14 protein-coding genes and 1 riboswitch are annotated in these 17,011 nt (G+C 45.0%); of the genes, 7 read left to right on the top strand and 7 right to left on the bottom strand.

The genetic code is table 11. The features are described from left to right. Positions 1–217: 217 nt before the first annotated feature. Positions 218–1,693, bottom strand: coding sequence for an N-acetylglucosamine-binding protein GbpA (gbpA, locus tag CEQ32_RS21050; RefSeq protein WP_069454373.1), 1,476 nt, complete (start codon positions 1,691–1,693; stop codon positions 218–220). A 124-nt stretch (positions 1,694–1,817) separates the two neighbouring features. Beyond that, a riboswitch (cyclic di-GMP riboswitch) is annotated at positions 1,818–1,911 on the bottom strand. A 405-nt stretch (positions 1,912–2,316) separates the two neighbouring features. Here gbpA and CEQ32_RS21045 point away from each other — a divergent pair. Further along, on the top strand, positions 2,317–2,871 hold the full coding sequence (locus CEQ32_RS21045) for a TMEM165/GDT1 family protein (RefSeq protein ID WP_037414866.1): 555 nt from the start codon (positions 2,317–2,319) through the stop codon (positions 2,869–2,871). A 77-nt stretch (positions 2,872–2,948) separates the two neighbouring features. On the opposite strand, the gene katB is transcribed toward CEQ32_RS21045, so the two are convergent. The 6 genes from katB to fkpA form a co-directional block, all read right to left on the bottom strand. Continuing rightward, a complete protein-coding gene (gene katB / locus CEQ32_RS21040; protein WP_088586788.1) occupies positions 2,949–4,409 on the bottom strand; it encodes a catalase KatB in 1,461 nt (486 codons plus the stop codon). A 360-nt stretch (positions 4,410–4,769) separates the two neighbouring features. Further along, entirely contained in the window at positions 4,770–5,009 is a 240-nt protein-coding gene (locus CEQ32_RS21035; RefSeq protein ID WP_069454371.1) for a YgjV family protein, read from the bottom strand. Positions 5,010–5,061: 52 nt separating this feature from the next. After that, positions 5,062–5,499: a PaaI family thioesterase gene (locus CEQ32_RS21030; RefSeq protein WP_037426162.1), complete on the bottom strand. Its 438-nt coding sequence runs from the start codon at positions 5,497–5,499 to the stop codon at positions 5,062–5,064. 108 nt (positions 5,500–5,607) lie between these two features. Continuing rightward, on the bottom strand, positions 5,608–6,063 hold the full coding sequence (locus CEQ32_RS21025; RefSeq protein ID WP_088586787.1) for a hypothetical protein: 456 nt from the start codon (positions 6,061–6,063) through the stop codon (positions 5,608–5,610). 144 nt (positions 6,064–6,207) lie between these two features. Next, positions 6,208–8,820 (bottom strand): extracellular exonuclease ExeM, encoded by a 2,613-nt coding sequence (exeM, locus tag CEQ32_RS21020; RefSeq protein ID WP_055646809.1) that lies wholly within the window; start codon positions 8,818–8,820, stop codon positions 6,208–6,210. A 563-nt stretch (positions 8,821–9,383) separates the two neighbouring features. After that, positions 9,384–10,154: an FKBP-type peptidyl-prolyl cis-trans isomerase gene (gene fkpA, locus CEQ32_RS21015; RefSeq protein ID WP_037426153.1), complete on the bottom strand. Its 771-nt coding sequence runs from the start codon at positions 10,152–10,154 to the stop codon at positions 9,384–9,386. A gap of 153 nt (positions 10,155–10,307) precedes the next feature. Between fkpA and CEQ32_RS21010 the strand changes: the two genes are divergently transcribed. The 6 genes from CEQ32_RS21010 to pepN all read left to right on the top strand — a co-directional run bounded on the left by CEQ32_RS21010 (position 10,308) and on the right by pepN (position 17,009). Next, entirely contained in the window at positions 10,308–11,258 is a 951-nt protein-coding gene (locus CEQ32_RS21010) for a WD40 repeat domain-containing protein (RefSeq protein WP_088586786.1), read from the top strand. Between the two features lie 9 nt (positions 11,259–11,267). Continuing rightward, complete coding sequence (locus tag CEQ32_RS21005; RefSeq protein WP_037414894.1) at positions 11,268–11,480, top strand: SlyX family protein; 213 nt, start codon at positions 11,268–11,270, stop codon at positions 11,478–11,480. A 54-nt stretch (positions 11,481–11,534) separates the two neighbouring features. Beyond that, the gene (def, locus tag CEQ32_RS21000; protein WP_037426148.1) at positions 11,535–12,077 is read left to right on the top strand and encodes a peptide deformylase; all 543 of its coding nucleotides are present in this window, start codon (positions 11,535–11,537) and stop codon (positions 12,075–12,077) included. Then, entirely contained in the window at positions 12,074–13,474 is a 1,401-nt protein-coding gene (locus CEQ32_RS20995) for a COG3014 family protein (RefSeq protein WP_037426146.1), read from the top strand. The genes def and CEQ32_RS20995 overlap by 4 nt, the downstream gene beginning before the upstream one ends. A 67-nt stretch (positions 13,475–13,541) precedes the next feature. Next, a complete protein-coding gene (lpoB, locus tag CEQ32_RS20990; RefSeq protein ID WP_007645693.1) occupies positions 13,542–14,135 on the top strand; it encodes a penicillin-binding protein activator LpoB in 594 nt (197 codons plus the stop codon). Positions 14,136–14,375: 240 nt separating this feature from the next. After that, entirely contained in the window at positions 14,376–17,009 is a 2,634-nt protein-coding gene (pepN, locus tag CEQ32_RS20985) for an aminopeptidase N (protein WP_088586785.1), read from the top strand. Positions 17,010–17,011 lie beyond the last annotated feature (2 nt).

Raw genomic sequence — 17,011 nt, 5'->3', positions numbered from 1 at the left:
GCGCCTAATGGTAACAACTCAATAGCGCAGTGATAAACGAAAACATACAAACCAACAAAATCGCTACCTTTGTGAAAATACGCCAAATGCGCGATTAAAATCATCGTAAGGTTAATTTGGCCTTTGCAACATCACAAACGCGCTGATAATGGACTTAAACACCTTCCATATGCTTAAGTCCATTCCGTTGAATTTAACAATCACTCAAAATGTTAAATTACAGCTCAGTCCAAGCCATGGTCCAAGAGCTACCTACGCCTGGTTCAAAACCCGTTGCAGTTGGTGACCATTGCACACAATAGCCACTGTAGGGCCAAGGTTTACATTGATAGACTTTACCAGTTTTAGGTTGTAGCACTTTAGTGCCCGCAGCATAGCTTTTTATCCCCTCAGGGAAGATAAAGTCAGCATCCGGTGCAGTGGCTTGATCTTTTAGGAAAAGATCAAAGTTTTGCTGGATAACTTCACCTTGTTTAGGCTCGGCTTTCACTTGTAAATGATAATGTCCTGCCTTAGGGGCAACGACATCCAACACAAAACTCGCGCTGGTATTGTTTACCGCCTGCGTCACATAACCTGCTGCGGTGCCATCGTGGCTAAATAAATAGGCCGAAACCTGCATATCCGCATTGGTGCTCACATCAAAACTGACCTGTGCGGCACCATCAACAATGGTGTAATCATCGGCCAAGGAGGTGACATTAAGCTGATTTCCCGGTGCTGGCGCAATATCAAAGCTCACTTCCACTCGCTCTAAGCCCGACTTAGGCGCGGCAAAAATCTCATTTTTGCCATATACAGGTGAAATCACACCAGCCGCATTCTTCTGCCCAGCTTTAAGTTGTGGCTGCTGAGCATTAATCGCGCTAGCTAAAAGGAATGGCCAATTTTGCTTAGCACCTTGGGTGGCATCGGCAATAGTAATTTGGGTTTGCTTAGCACTTTGTTCACCATTAGCATCAAACACCCGTGTCATTACCTTATCACCCGCCTTAAGATCGAGTGACGGATTAATATCACCAATATCGGTCCACTCGCCCGGCACCACAGCGCCTGAGCTCAAGTTTACATCGATGGCATTGTAGAAGCTGTTGGTGGTGTCACCCACTTCCCACACGGCCAAGATAACGTGATAACCCGTTCTATCTTCAGGCACATAACAATTATGAGTCACTAGCTTTGGCGGTTGCACCATGCCACCGTCGATCACACAGAAGGGGGCTAAGTCAAAGCTTGCGCGGCTCAGAGCTTGATTTTGATCCCAGCCTTGACGAGTTAAATAGTAACGCCAATTGCGGGTAACGTGGTTAGCAGTAAACTGCCAAGAAAAGTCATTCCAACCCGCTTTGATATCGCGCTTAGACCAACGACTTGGGCTCTGTTCATCCAAAGGAGAAAATGCCCCATTTGCCGCACTAGCAATTTTACCGTCAGCAGGGCCAGACTCAGGGAATCCAGAAGGACCTTCAACACTTTGCGGCTCCCACTGAATGGCGCCACAGTTGACGTTGCTGCCCGTTTTACAGGCGTAGGAGCGAGACTCTGGTGATATAACATAACCATGAGCCGATGCCGTTTGGCTCAGCAACGAACTTCCGGCAGTCAAGGCTAATGCTACTAGGCTTAACTGAGTAAGCTTAGGAATTGCAAATTTAGGGACAGTTGATTGAGAAAAAGCAGTCAGATGTTCCACTTTAATGTACTCCGTAGGGGCCATTCAATAAAAGATTGGCATTGGTATAAAAGTGGTATTTAGGCAAAACAGCATTAAGCAAAGCCGTTTATTTTTTATAGAATTCAATATATTAGCTGAATTCTACAGCAACCCCGCTATCTTAGTTAACATCCTTTTACAACCTTAGACCGGAGGCTTTGCGTCCTAATTTTTCAATTAGTTTGCCCAATACGGTGGATCTCAATTGATTAAGTTAACAGGATGTAACTCAAAGACTGAGATGCGGCTAAACTAACAACAAAAGACAACGTTGTCAAAAATTAAATTATTACAATTCAATGAATTATGGAATGTGAATCGGTATTTTTTTGGCACCTGCCAGATTTTATGCTTTTAATCTTGATAAGTTTAACCTTGAAACGGATCGCGACTTGGGTATAATGCCCACCTCGCTTCGGGGGAGTAGCTAACTGGATTTTGAGTCATCAATATCTAGGGTGAGCATCAACATACTTGGCCACATGCCATGGTGTTCACAGCAAATCATCGATTTGTCTTGCAAGACCTGAGCACAATAACCGCACCTAGGGGTGGACGGTCTATTGTGCTTATGTCAAAAACCACCCCTAAAAGGATCACACTTGGAAGCGTTACTCGCCTCAACCTTTACGGTTGCTATCGCCGAGATTGGCGATAAAACTCAACTGCTTGCCCTCTTACTCGCTGCAAGATTTAAAAATAAAACCGCGATCATTATGGGGATTTTACTCTCAACCCTGTTTAACCATTTTGCCGCTGCATGGCTTGGACAATGGGCCATTAACTGGGTGAGTCCTGATGTAGCGCGTTACTTGGTTGCCGCCTCCTTCTTCGCGATTGCCCTTTGGGTGTTAATCCCCGACAAAGTGGATGCTGAAGAAAGCCGTTTCTATAAAATGGGCCCCTTTGTCGCGACCTTTATTCTGTTCTTTATTGCCGAAATGGGCGACAAGACCCAAATTGCGACCGTAGTATTAGCGGCAAAATACGATGCATTAGCCATGGTAGTGGCAGGTACTACTTTAGGTATGTTGCTCGCGAACGTGCCAGTGGTGATTGCTGGGCATTTTAGTGCCGAAAAACTACCAATGAAATGGATCCACAGGGGCTGCGCGATTTTGTTTGCCCTACTTGGGGTCGCAACCTTAATCTATTAATTCAACTAATCAATTGAATTTTAATAATTAAAAGGCCTGTGATATCACAGGCCTTTGCTATGGGTTAGTAGATTAACTTATAGCCCTAATGCGGTTTGGATCCGTAGACCATAATCCGCATCAGCCTTATGGAAATGTGCCAGCATACGTTGCTGTACATCTAAACTCGCTTGACGCAGTGAGCCTGAAATGGTTTCCACTAAGCGGGCTTTTTCATCTTCGCTGAAGATGCGATACAAATTACCGGCTTGGGTGTAATCATCCTGATTGTATCGGCTGTAACGCGCCGCCTCGCCCTCTAAACGCAGTGGTGGCTCAGCAAAGTTTGCTGGTTCTACCAAGGCGCCCGCAGTGCTATTAGGGCCATAGTTTGCTGAAGCATCACTACCTGTTTGACTGCCATGATAAGGACATTGAGTTCCTGCCATTGCGCCTGCACGTTGATGATGATTGGCTTTAGCCGCATGTGGACAGTTTACTGGCAATTGGTTGTAATTCGCGCCAATACGATAACGCTGTGCATCGGCATAGGCGAACAAACGTGCCTGTAACATTTTATCAGGTGAGGCGCCTACACCAGGCACTAAGTTACTCGGTGCTAAGGCCACTTGCTCGACTTCCGCAAAGTAGTTTTGCGGTAAACGGTTCAGCTCTAACACACCGATTTCAATTAATGGGTAATCACCATGTGGCCAAACCTTAGTTAAATCAAATGGGTTGATATGGTAAGTGTTGGCATCAGCCTCAGGCATAATCTGCACATTCACCGTCCAACGCGGGAAGTTGCCATCGGTGATCGCCACCACCATATCGCGTTGTGATGAATCAGGGTCAATCCCTTTTAACTTATCAGCCTGTTCGTTAGTTAAGTTCACTACGCCTTGCTGCGATTTAAAGTGAAACTTCACCCAGAAACGCTCGCCTTTAGCATTCCAGAACGAGAAAGTATGCGAGCCATAGCCGTGCATTTGGCGATAGTTTGCCGGAATACCACGGTCTGACATCAAAATCGTCACCTGATGCATGGCTTCAGGGTTTAATGACCAGAAGTCCCACATCGCTTGTGGATCTTTAAGGTTGGTCAATGGGTTGCGCTTTTGAGTATGGATAAAATCCGGGAACTTAATGCCATCACGCAGAAAGAAGGTCGGCGTATTGTTACCCACTATGTCGTGATTACCACGAGCAGTATAGAAGCGCAGACCAAAACCACGGGGGTCACGCTCTGCATCGGCAGAGCCCATTTCACCGCCAACGGTTGAGAAACGCACGAAGGTTTCAGTTTGCTTACCCACACCATTGAAATGGTCGGCAATGGTGTAATCACTCAAGTCTTTGGTCAGAGTGAAAGTCCCGTATACACCAGTACCTTTAGCATGAACTACACGCTCAGGAATACGCTCACGGTTAAAATGAGCAAGCTTTTCAATTAAATGCCAATCTTGTAGGAGTAAAGGGCCACGCTCACCCGCTGACAACGAGTTTTGATCGTCTGCAATAGGGGAACCGCTCTGGCTGGTTAAATACTGTTGACTCATATCTTGCTCCTTAGTCTTTTTTAGTGTGAATCCAAGATTCAATTAAATCGAAAATAGTAGCCATGGCTTATCTCCTTGGCAGGCGACGTGTTGTCGATGGAGCTAGAATAGAGAAAAGACAAAATCTAATAAAGCGATTAATACAGATTTAAATAATCTATTTTAAAGATTAAGACTAAGAAATACTCACTGTCATCACTTAAGTGCAGACAGTATTACTGTTTAATATCTGGAGAGTAAAACCCATTAAAGGGTATCCCCGACTGATGGAATATATGAGTTTTTACACTGAGGACTAAAATTAAAGGTATGAAAAATAAGCAGATTGGTTAGGACTTGCATCGAAACCAACCTCCAAACTTACTTTTGGCTTAGCTGCTCACGGTAGATAACAACAAGATAATAAGCATCGATGAGTACAATAAAAAAGTTAACCGCTGCAACAGGATAAGCCTGTATCGCCATCCCATAAGCAACAAACAGTACCGCCCCAAGCAAATTCAACCAACGTAACTTCTTGATGTTTGACATCATCAAAGAGATAGCTACTACCACAGACGCCAAATAACCAACCCATTCCCAAATCATTGCACTATCCATATTAAAACCTTATTTATCGATTTATACATTGAAACAGGTTGGTTAATCTGCATTAGCGTTTAACTACCGCTGCTGTCATCCGTGAGATACAGGTCAACTCCCCTGCACTATTATGGATTAAGATTTCCCATACCGAGCTGCGTTTCCCCAGATGAATGGGTTTTGCCGTTGCGGTTAGCACACCATTACGTGAAGCACGTAAATGGTTGGCGTTAATCTCTTGTCCAACACAATAATATTGCTCGAAATCCACCGCAAAGTTTGCCGCATAACTGGCAACCGTTTCGGCTAAGGCAACGTTCGCGCCCCCATGGACAATGCCTAAGGGATTATGTACGGCGGGCGTGGCAGGCATAGTCGCCTTCATAAAGTCATCGCCAATCTCGCTGATCTCAATCCCTAGGGTCTGCATCAAGGTGCCTTTGCCCCCCATACCAGCATCTAAACGGGCACAATCCTCTAAGCTTACCGGTCTAAACCAAATACTCATTTCAACATCCTAGTAAAGAAAACCAGCTAGCAGTTTACTAAGAAGTGACTGAAGTTCAACACATAAGCCATCGCTTAACCAGTTCTGTACGGCAAGGAAACGCTACGACTAACTTAACCAATGTTTTGTGACAGCCAAACGGCTAAACCAAACTAAGAAAATCCCCCAAAGGATCACTACACTTGGCATCACAAGAGCATCAGTGCCCAATACCGCTGCCGCCTGCTGAATCCCAAATACATAACCCATCTGCACCAATACCGCCACCAGTGACGCGAGCAACACTTTATAAGAGAAGGCTTTTTTAATCAGTAGAAACAGACAACCGATAACGCCAGAAACCACCGCAAAACCAAACACAAAGTTGAGCCAAGCGGGTGTCGATTCATAGAGCTTAATCTGATCAGGACTCATCTGCGCCATGGCGTCTGGCGTCATAGTCATTTGAATAACAAAGGCCAATAATCCCATGATATTCCAAAGCAAACTAACGACTGCGATAACGTAAAACCACAATGGCGCCTTGGTAACACCAATGGAATGCTGGGGTGTACTCACAACCATCTTTTTCTCCGTTGGGCTCAGGACTCATTCCCATGAAATACGATGAAAACACAATAAAACCAGCTCAATAAAAAGGGATGGTAAAACCATCCCTTAGCTCTGAGTTTAGCTCACAAAATAAGTTGTGAGCGTATTAACACGTATTTAACGGCGACGGCGTTGTAATCCAAATAGTGATAACAAGGCTAAGCCTAAGTAACCTAGCGCACCACCATCATCCTTAGGCTTTGGCTCAGGTTTTGGTGGCTCAACAGGCGCTGGATAGCTTAATGCAACTATCACAGGGTCATGGTCTGAAGCAGAAAACGCATTTTCAGATTTTACGAGATTACCTGAGAATTTTTTGCCGTATTCGAACAGGGTAGACTCCACAGAGTTGATATGCCAATCTTCAATATCCACTAAACGCTTGGCGAGACTAGTGTTTGCCAAGGCATGGTCAAGGTTGCCTAACTCACCATTGTAGCTGTATGAGTAAGTGCCAGTACCGTGAGCTTTAGTATTGAGATTGATAAGACCATAACCTTTCTCAATCTTGCTGCCTTGGCGTTCAAACACTTTGCCATTTAAGGTTGTCCAAGAGGCGGTCATGATTGCACGATCAGACTTGCTCGCATCGTAGTCGGTCAATACACGGATAGGATCTTCCATACCGTAGGCATTCATATCACCGATAACCAGTAAATCGCCTTTTACGTCTTTCAACGCTTCACCGATCACTTTAGCTGCTGACACGCGGAAAGCATTACACTTACCCTGTTGATCCGCAGGATCAACAGACTCTTCGAAGTTAACCCAATCCTCCAAACAGCCTGAGCCTTTTGATTTCAGATGGTTAACAACAACGGTTAGATTTTCATTATGGATCTTAAAGGTTTGCGCTAAGCTGTGGCGTTGGTAAGCATCGTTACCTGGGTTAGTCTCAGTCTTACCCTCTTTAATGCGAGTCACACTGCCTGCACTCGCATGTTGCTCTGGGGTATCAATAGTGCGAGCAGCACCTGCAAGGCTTACTTTACCCGCACGGTACAGCATACCAACGGTAATCGCATCGCTACCGAAGTACTTACCGTCGTATTTATCTTCATCGACGATTTCAATATAGCTGTAAGCATTTTCAGCAGTTTGCTTCTCGTTTAAGGCATCGACTAAGTTCTTAATCGCGCTCTTTTCGCCAAAACCGTTGTTAGCAATTTCCATCAAGCCAACGATATCGGCATTCATGGCTGTAATGGCACTAACGATTTTCGCACGTTGTAACAGCATTTCTTCTTCGGTCAATGCGCCGCGGTTGCCACCCGATGGGTTAGTATCACCACCCACAACATCATTGAAGAAGTTCAGTACGTTAAAGCTGGCCACACGGATATCACCTTTAGTCGCCACACTTGGTGCATCTGTTCTATCATCGCCGCGGATAAAATCGCCAGCAGTAATAGTGTTCGTAGCCACTAAACGGTAAGCCCCGTAGCTATAACCAATCACCCCTTGCAGATTGGTCAATTGATCACCGACGCGGATATAACCTGTTTCAGCATTAAAGTCAGGGAAGTAAGGAATTACACCGTCAGCAGGTTTGTAATCGGATTCGATAAACAGCTGATTTTCTAGGTTTGATTTAACTAATGCCGTTGCCTCTGGAGAAAGCGCTGGGTATAACTGGGTTGGCTTCATCAAGGGTTCTTTGTAAGACACCAACATGTTATTACGCTTGCCCGCATAGTCGAAGCTAAAGGTGCGGCTGATCTTCAGATCACTGCCCGCATCTAATAGCACGTTCATGCCTTCATAACGCTCTAAAGCCTGCGCTAACGTTTCTCCCTCGGCAACATAGAAAGGCGCTGCGACAGGAACTTCCCCCTTCGCGCCCACTTCAAATTTTTTATCGGTTTTAATATCAATTTGGGTTAGACCGAAGTATTCCTTGACCTTACCCTGAACACAGATTTCAACCCCAGGTTGTATCGCTGCTGGCGGTGTTTCACCTAAAAAGACAAATACACCATCGGAAGTATATGGCGAGTTATCACCCTTCACTTCTTGCAAATAAAAACCTTTGAACAAACTCTCGCCACGGGCAGTCACCACCCCGCGAACCGTCACTTCACTTTCAGACTCAAATGCACCTTGAGGAACATAAGGGCTAGATTCGCCAGCACCTTGTACTTGATAAATTGGAACAATTTTCGCGCCACTGCAACTAAATACAGGTGTTTCTGGTGCGGTTGGCGTATTCAGAGAACCAAGACCAGTGAAAGTATCTTTAGGTAATTGTTCCCACTGGGCAGCATTAAAGACGGTATTTGCGACTAATGAGTCTAGTTTACGCTTAAGGGTAACATCGAGTCCCCAACCGACTGGCGTTGGCACATCACCAATAATATCAACCACGGCGCCATCTTTAACCAAAGCGACAGCATCACCGCCGTTAAAGCTTAAGCTACCAGAAAAACTATCGACGCCTTGTGGCAGGGTAATAACACCGCTTGAATTGAGAATCACTTTAGTGGCTTTAGGCGCAATGCTCTGGCCATCTAATACTTGCATATCTGACGCATCTGTTGCGCCATCTTTATAACGAACGAGCTTATAACCTGTGAGATCAATTGCCGCATCACCGCTGTTATACAATTCGATAGCTTTGTTATTAGAGCTACCTTCAACATACTCGGTGATTATGACATCGGCACTTGCCATCATAGGCAACGCCGCGGCTACAGCTAAAGAAATAGCTGTCAACTTATTAACATTTTCCATATCAACAACCCCATTATTATAATATTGCCGCTAATTTTTATTAACGTGCGGGCGGATTATTCCAGAGTTGTAGGGCTAAAAAAAGGGGGCAAGATCTCACTATGCATGCATAACATATTGATGGAAATGTAATTTTACAGAGTAAATTGTCTTACATTCAGAACAGTGCCATAACACAAAATTATTAAACAGCGATAAAACAATAAGTAAGAAAAAGACATCCAGTTCCCCTAGTTAACCTAAGTGAACAAATAATAATCGCAAAAAAAATATGATATTTTTATGATATTTTTAAACATGCCATTCTGAATAAGCGTATTAAATTTGTTGCTTTAAATATGCGTTATTCATTTAAAACTTAATCAGTCTTCCATCGTTCTAAAATAATGGCTTATTGATACGCCAATACCTTGTTATTCAAATAACAAAATAAAACACTAATAAAGCTAAATAGCCTGTTATAACTCGGTTTGCTAATGAATTAAAACAAAAGTAGGATTTAACAGCATAAAAAAATACCGCCAAAAGGCGGTATTTTTATAAAAGCATACTGTAACTAAAAATTACTTCTTAGCGGGTTCAGCAGCAGGTGTAGCTTGTGCTTTCTCAATCGATTTCAACTCAACTTCAAAAATCAGTGTTGAGTTTGGTGGAATAGTTCCAGTATCGCGTTCACCGTAAGCTAAGTTTGCAGGGATAACAAACTTGTACTTAGCACCAACAGGCATTAATTGTACGCCTTCGGTCCAACCTGGAATAACACGATTCAATGGAAATTTAGCCGTTTCACCACGTTTGTAAGAGCTATCAAACTCTTTGCCATCAATCAGAGTACCTACGTAATCTACTTCAACCGTGTCTTCAGCCGCTGGCTTTTCACCTGAACCAGGAGTGAGTACTTCGTATTGCAGGCCTGATTCAGTGGTGACTACGCCTGGCTTAGCTTTGTTTTCTTCAAGGAACTTTTTGCTATCCTCGAGATTTTTCGCCGCAATGGCTTTAGCTTGTTCTGTACGCTTGTCGTTTAATTTTTTGTCTAAACTTTGAAGAATGGTTTGCATTTCTTCTTCAGTTAACTTCAGCTGATCATTCAAACCATTAGTAAAACCTGTCACGATCAGCGTGCGGTCAACTGGTAGGCCTAATTCTTCTTGCTCTTTAATATGACCAGACATATAACGACCGATTGAAGCACCCACACTGTAGGCTTCTTTTTGTGCTTCTGTCGTTAATTCAACATTTGTGCTTGCATTTGTTGCTTTTTCTTCTTGATTACAAGCAGATAGGCCAATAACAGCCAATGCAACTAACGATAATTTATAAATCGATTTCATTAAAGCTTCCTCAGCATCCTCAAGCGGTTACAATAACCTAAGCGCGACAACTTTATACTAGTTATCTGGGTTATACCAACTAGATTCTTTATGGGTTAACTGTGATTAATTTCACTCTACCGAGTTAGAGACACCAACTTTAGGAGCAAGTTCATGAAGAAAACCCTACTGCTGGTAATTTGCACGATTTTTTTGACGGCTTGCTATCCTAAAGCCGAAGATATTCGCGTGCTCTCAAAAGACCCTTCTTACAGCGCAAGTCTCTCGAGTGATGGCACTCTCGCAATTGTCGCAACTCAGAATCAAGGAGTCCAATGTTGGGACTTAACCCAGCACAGCCTTAAATACCAATGGGTGCATGGCGACCTTAATACAGGCGTGGCCAGCACAGCCATTTCACCTAATGGAGAGTTCGCTGCATCGTTAAGCCGCGATTCAGTAGCACTATGGACAATAGCCGACGGAAAATCCGTAGGTTGGTGGTCACTGCCCGCATCGGGAGAAAGTGTTGCGGTAGCCAACAATGGGGTTTTGCTTATTGGTTTAAACGATGGCAGCGTAATGTCTCTGAATGCGGCAAAAACGGCACTGATCAAATTCTTAGGCCATAAAGAACGCGTCAATACGGTTGCACTGTCGGCGGATGGTCGCATCGCACTCACAGGGTCAAATGATATGCAGGCCATTTTATGGCAGGCACAAACCGGACAACCAATCCACACTTGGGATCTTGGTAGTCGGGTGACTAAAGTAGCGCTGAACGACAGTGGTAGTTTAAGCTTTACCAATGGCAGTACGAATGACGCAAAAATTTGGGACAACTCAACCGGTAAACTTTTAAATCAATTAGCAATTAATCGTCGCCAAATGACCTTTTCAGCAGTACGTTTTACTGAGCAAGACAAGCAGTTATTAACGGGAACTCCCGCCCGCGAAGTCATACTCTGGCAACGCAGTTCGGGTAAACCTATTGCACAATGGCAAATTGCGTTGACGAAAAACAGCCAAAACCGAGGAGCCGTTGTATACTCTGTGGCAATTCGAGATACCAATAAAGTCGTTAGTATCAGTAGCCAAGGCTTAGTTGAGACTTGGCAACAATAGAGGTTAGCCATGCAAGGTGTACAACAACAAATTGAAGAGCTGCAAACTAAATTAGCTTTTCAAGAACTCACTGTCGAAGAATTAAACCAAGAGGTGATTAAGCTGAATCGACTCGTGGCCCATCAACAGCACCAGATCCAGTTATTAGTTGGCAAGTTGCAGGCAATGGAGCCGAGCAATATTGCCACCCAAGCTGAAGAAACGCCGCCACCCCATTATTAATAACGAACTAAAATCGTCTGCCAAACGATGAAGACTAAATATCCAGGGAATGCGATGTTTAAAAATGAGATACAACACTCCTGTCAGCCGCTACCGATTGCCCAGGTAGGGGAAGCCATTTTAAAACAACGGGCAATTGAAGTACGCGACTTTGATGAAACGCTCAGTCAGTTAGCATCGCAAATGGTGGCAAGCATGGTAGAAGCAAAAGGCGTCGGGATCGCTGCCCCACAAGTGCACAGCCCGCTAGCGCTATTTATCATGGCATCACGGCCAAACGAGCGTTACCCCGATGCACCGCTAATGGAGCCCGTTGTGGTGGTTAATCCACACATCGAGTTGGCATCTTTACAACTCGAAAAAGGTGAGGAAGGCTGTTTATCTGTCCCAGGACAACGATTTACCATTTGGCGTCACCACAGTATAGTTGTGCGCTATCAAAACCTAGCGGGACAGTGGCAACACGCCGAATTAACGGGTTTTATTGCACGTATTTTCCAACATGAATTCGATCATCTTCAAGGGATCACTTTGCTTGAGCGTTCACAAATGCCACAGCAAACACTAATGGCACAAGAAGGTAACCCACAGGCATGAACACCACCTTCATTCACTCTTTTATCAGACCCACCATCAGCACATTGATGCTCACCGCCATCTTCGGTTCGAGCGGCTGTGCCTATAACAGTATTTTTATCAATTATCCGGCACAAATCGCGCCAATCAAACAAGATCTCAATACCGCGACGCCCATGGCGGATATCGACAAATTAGCCAGTAATATCCAAGGCAATGACGGTTTGCTTTACGCTCAAGAAGCGGGGCGCATCGCTCAAGTTGCGGGGGATTTTGCCAGCAGTAAAAAATACTACGAGCAAGCGGTGGCGGCCTACACCGCCTTTGATGATAAAGCCAAGATTAGCGCCAGCGATATCGGCGCGACGGCGACAAGCTTAGTGTTAAATGACAATGCGATTCCCTACCGCGGCCCGGGCTTTGAGCGCATTATGTTGCACCAATATCAGGCGCTCAATTATCTATTCAGCGGTGACTATCAAGGCGCGCTAGTGGAAGTTCGTCGTAGTAACGAATTGCAAAGTTCAGAGCAAGAACGCTATCAAAAATCGCAAAAATCGGTACAAGCTATGGCTAATGGTACGGTCGATGCAGAAGTGAATAAACTAGGGCAAGCGGCAGGCACTGTCACCAGCTCCTTCCTCAATGCTTATAGCTATTACACGACGGGCGTACTACACGAAGTGCTTGGTGAACCAAACGATGCCTTTATCGATTACCGTAAAGCAGCACAAATCACTCCTGATAACACGTATCTGCAACAGGATTTGGTCCGCCTTGCCAAACAACTCGGCATGCCGCAATACGATGAGTTTAAAAAGCGCTGGGGCGATGCCAAGCTACCCAAAGCGGGTGAAGGCCAAGTAGTGTTGATGGTCGAAAAGGGCTTTGTCCCCGAAAAACAAGCACTCACAGTGCCCTTCACTATCCATGGCAACTGGCAAACCGTGTCTCTAGCGACCTATGGGCCAAACAATAGCTATGTGCCAGAGACTCAAGTACAGGGCTTAGGCACAGTGCTTAAAACTGAACCTATCGCCAATATTGATGCCTTAGCGATTACCGCCTTGAAAGAAGATTTACCCGGAACCTTAGTCCGCCAAGTTGCAAGGGTTTATGCCAAATCGGAAATGGCTTATCAAGTCGAAAAAAGTGGTAAACCCGGCAATAATGCCGCCGATATTGGCAGTATTGCTATGCAGATTTTTAACGTTGTTACCGAACAGGCGGATCGCCGTAGTTGGTTAACACTGCCGAAACAGGCACAAATTGGCAGGCGTTATCTCAATCCTGGCGAATACACACTGCAATTGGATAAAGCACCACCGACAAAAATTGACGTTGCCGCAGGCAAGACCACCTTGGTCTGGGCAATTGATACTGGTAATTACACCCGAATTTATTCAATAATCATTTAACCGAGCGGTGAATGTTTGAATAAAACGAGTGTCATTAAGTTTTTACAATCACAAAATGGAACTGACTATGAAACAATTTAAACTGATTTTTGTGCTGGCTGCCGTGATGGGTCTGGCTGCATGTCAATCTAAAGTAGAGTATGGTGATGCCACAGAGGTTGAAACCGTTAACGAAAACTTTGGCTCAACAGATCTGCAAGCCATTGCCGCTAAAATGGTTGATAGCATGATGACTTTCCCACCTATCGTGGCCATGACAGCGAACAACCGCCCAATTTTGTTTGTCGATAGCATCAAAAACAAAACCTCTGAGCATATCGATACTGAGTCAGTAACCGACTCTATCAGCAACAAATTATTGCGCTCAGGCAAGTTCCGTTTCATCGACATGACTAAAGTCGATTCAGTTCGTAAGCAACTGGATTACCAAAACAATACCGGTATGGTTGACCCATCAACCGCCATCAAGTTTGGTCGTCAAATCGGTGCCCAGTACATGCTGTATGGCAATCTATCAAGCATCGTTAAGCAAGATGGCAGCACCAAAGACGTTTACTACAAGATGACTATGCGTCTAATGGACTTAGAAACAGGTCTTATCGAATGGTCTGACGAAAAAGAAATCCGTAAGACCAAATCTAAGTCTTTCTTGGGCATGTAATCCCGCTCAAAGTGATAGGCTAATGCCGAAACATCCAAAAAAAGCCAGTATTTTTGCTGGCTTTTTTTACATTTTTAACATTGGTTATCCATGCTAAATAAGGTAGTGTACTCGCCCAAAACACTAAGCAATGATGCCGCTTTTGTATGGAGAAGAGTTCGCGACACAATCAGGCCGACTCTTAACCCTCGACGCTGCATCTACGCCACAAATAAAGTAAATCGTTGAAGGATTTAAGTAGTGAATTTGTTTAAAGCTAGCCTAGTCGCCCTCACCTGCTCTGCATTAATGTCGTGCGCCGTTAAAAGTCCTTTAAATACAGGACCAAGGGACGCCAGTCCCTATATCAGCCAGTATCAGGCAAGCCTACGTTCACAGGTAATATCGGATGTGCATTATGAGTTGGATTTTCAACTGACAGGTGACACGCAATTCAGCGCAACAACTAAGATCCACTTCAATCTTAGCGAGGTTCCTAAGCAACTGAGCTTGGATCTAAGCAAAGCACAAATTAAGCGTTTTTTGATTAACGGAACCGCCATTTACCCCAATTACAATGGTGCCTATATCAGCTTAAACACCCGCTTACTGACCTCGGGAGATAACACGGTTGAAGTGCAATTTACCCGAGCGCACAGCACTAATGGCGAAGGCTTGCATCGCTTCCAAGATCCCGTCGATGGCAAGGTCTACCTCTACTCTCACTTTGAGCCTGCCGCTGCGCAACAGATGTTTGCAGTATTTGATCAACCCGATTTAAAAGCCAATTACAAAATCAGTGTGACCGCGCCGAAGGATTGGCAAGTGATCAGTACCATGCGCGAGTCCTCTGTCACACCTGCGGGGACCATTAATCGTTGGGAGTTTCCTGAAACGCCTAAATTAAGCCCTTACAATTTCTCTATGCATGCAGGCCCGTACCATATGTGGCAGGATAATTCCGGCCGCTATCCTATGCGATTATTTGCACGACAATCCGTTGCTCACCAAGTGACCCCACAGGACTGGTTTACCTATACAAAACAGGGGTTAACCTTCTTTGACGCCTATTTTGGTATTCCTTATCCCTTTAAAAAATACGACCAAATCCTAGTGCCAGACTTTCTCTATGGCGCAATGGAAAACGCAGCAGCAGTGACCTTTGCCGAAGATCATTTCCTCCACAAAGCTGAAATGACCGCCGAGCAAAAACAAAGCTTGGCGGGTGTTATTATGCACGAAATGGCCCACCAGTGGTTTGGCGATTTGGTCACGATGAAGTGGTGGAATGGCCTCTGGTTAAACGAAAGTTTTGCTTCTTTTATGGGTACACTCGCGACCCAAGAAGCCACCGAATTTACGAATGCTTGGCGCAGTTTTTATGCTCAAGGCAAACAGCGTGCCTATGAGCAAGACAGCTTAGTCACTACCCATCCGATTGAAGTGCCTGTAGCTACCACCCAAAATGCCTTCGACAATATCGATGCTATTACCTATCAAAAAGGCGCCTCGACGCTCAAGCAGCTACGCCATTTACTTGGTGATCTGGTGTTCCGCCGCGGCGTGAGCAACTACCTCAAACAATACAGCTACCAAAATGCCGAGCTGGATGACTTTATCAATAGCCTCGCTAAAGCTGCGGGCAGAGACTTAAGCGCATGGACACAGGAATGGCTATACAGCGCTGGGGTAAACACCATTAAAGCCGAATACCGCTGCGACGGTAACCGCATTAGCGAATTTAGCCTATTGCAATATCCCGCTAGCAGCGAACTACCGACACTGAGGGAGCAAAAAGTCCAAATTGCACTGTTTACTAAAGGACGTTTCGATTTAAGGCATGAGACCACAGTACCAGTAACCTACAAGGGCGAGCGTACCGAGGTGAAACAATTAGTCGGTGAGCGTTGTCCCGATCTGGTTTACCCCAACTATGATGATTGGGGCTTTGTGAAGGTGCAACTCGATGAAAAATCCTTCGATACCGCCAAGCAACAGTTAAGCCGAGTTACAGATCCGCTATTGCGCTCAATGTTATGGCAAAGCTTGTGGGACAGTGTACGTGAGGGCAACCTGAGTTTAGATCAATACCTCAGCACAGTATTCGTCAACGCCCCAGCGGAGAATGACTACACTGTAGTCGGCCAAATTATTTCTAGCTTGCTACGCAGTAAAGAATACCTCGCGCAGATCGCGCCTATTCAGCAAAACTATGCTGAAAATGCAGTCAAAGGCTTAGCGCAAATGAGCCTTCGTAAGACCATGGAGAGTCGAGGGGACAATGACTTCCAGCGCCGCTGGTTCGATGCCTATATCCAATTAGCCAGCGATCGTGACAGTTTACGTCATTTAGCGCAATTGCTAGACGGCACAACTAAAATCAAAGGGCTAACTTTAGATCAAGATCTGCGCTGGGCTATCATAATCCAGCTTAATCGCTACGACTTCCCGAATGCGCAGCAACGTATAACACGGGAAATAGCACGTGATAACTCAGATTCTGGGGAAAAAGCGGCATTAGCCGCTCAAGTGATCCGTCCTGAAGCTGCCGCAAAACGTCGCTGGTTGAGTAAAGTCCACGCCGATGTCCTACCGTTTGCTAAACAGCGCATCATCATGGAAAACCTTTATCCTGCGGAGCAAAAACTCTTAAGCGCAGCCACAGCTGAAGAGCGCCTCGCAAACTTAGCCGATATGGACAAAAAGGGCCCAGTGTTTATGCGTAGCTACAGCCGTAACTTGATCCCAACCGACTGTAATTACAATAGTATTACCGCCTTGGATAAAGTATTAGACAGCCAAACAGGCTTATCTAATCTTAGCCGTCGTACTTTATTAGAAACGCGTCAAGCAGAGCAGCGTTGCGTGCTAATCAAAAATAAAATGACCCACTGATA

The sequence above is a fragment of the Shewanella sp. FDAARGOS_354 genome (assembly GCF_002209245.2).
In the GTDB taxonomy this organism is placed as follows: domain Bacteria; phylum Pseudomonadota; class Gammaproteobacteria; order Enterobacterales; family Shewanellaceae; genus Shewanella; species Shewanella xiamenensis.
The sequence above is the reverse complement of the archived record's forward strand: the minus strand, read 5'-3'. Positions and strand labels throughout refer to the sequence as shown.

What these genes read in the sequence shown, in the direction of transcription:
- katB (WP_088586788.1), bottom strand. Translation starts at nt 4,409, where the DNA reads ATGAGTCAACAGTATTTAACCAGCCAGAGCGGTTCCCCTATTGCAGAC.
- CEQ32_RS21010 (WP_088586786.1), top strand. Translation starts at nt 10,308, where the DNA reads ATGAAGAAAACCCTACTGCTGGTAATTTGCACGATTTTTTTGACGGCT.
- CEQ32_RS20995 (WP_037426146.1), top strand. Translation starts at nt 12,074, where the DNA reads ATGAACACCACCTTCATTCACTCTTTTATCAGACCCACCATCAGCACA.
- fkpA (WP_037426153.1), bottom strand. Translation starts at nt 10,154, where the DNA reads ATGAAATCGATTTATAAATTATCGTTAGTTGCATTGGCTGTTATTGGC.
- CEQ32_RS21025 (WP_088586787.1), bottom strand. Translation starts at nt 6,063, where the DNA reads ATGGTTGTGAGTACACCCCAGCATTCCATTGGTGTTACCAAGGCGCCA.
- def (WP_037426148.1), top strand. Translation starts at nt 11,535, where the DNA reads ATGTTTAAAAATGAGATACAACACTCCTGTCAGCCGCTACCGATTGCC.
- CEQ32_RS21030 (WP_037426162.1), bottom strand. Translation starts at nt 5,499, where the DNA reads ATGAGTATTTGGTTTAGACCGGTAAGCTTAGAGGATTGTGCCCGTTTA.
- CEQ32_RS21005 (WP_037414894.1), top strand. Translation starts at nt 11,268, where the DNA reads ATGCAAGGTGTACAACAACAAATTGAAGAGCTGCAAACTAAATTAGCT.
- lpoB (WP_007645693.1), top strand. Translation starts at nt 13,542, where the DNA reads ATGAAACAATTTAAACTGATTTTTGTGCTGGCTGCCGTGATGGGTCTG.
- exeM (WP_055646809.1), bottom strand. Translation starts at nt 8,820, where the DNA reads ATGGAAAATGTTAATAAGTTGACAGCTATTTCTTTAGCTGTAGCCGCG.
- CEQ32_RS21035 (WP_069454371.1), bottom strand. Translation starts at nt 5,009, where the DNA reads ATGGATAGTGCAATGATTTGGGAATGGGTTGGTTATTTGGCGTCTGTG.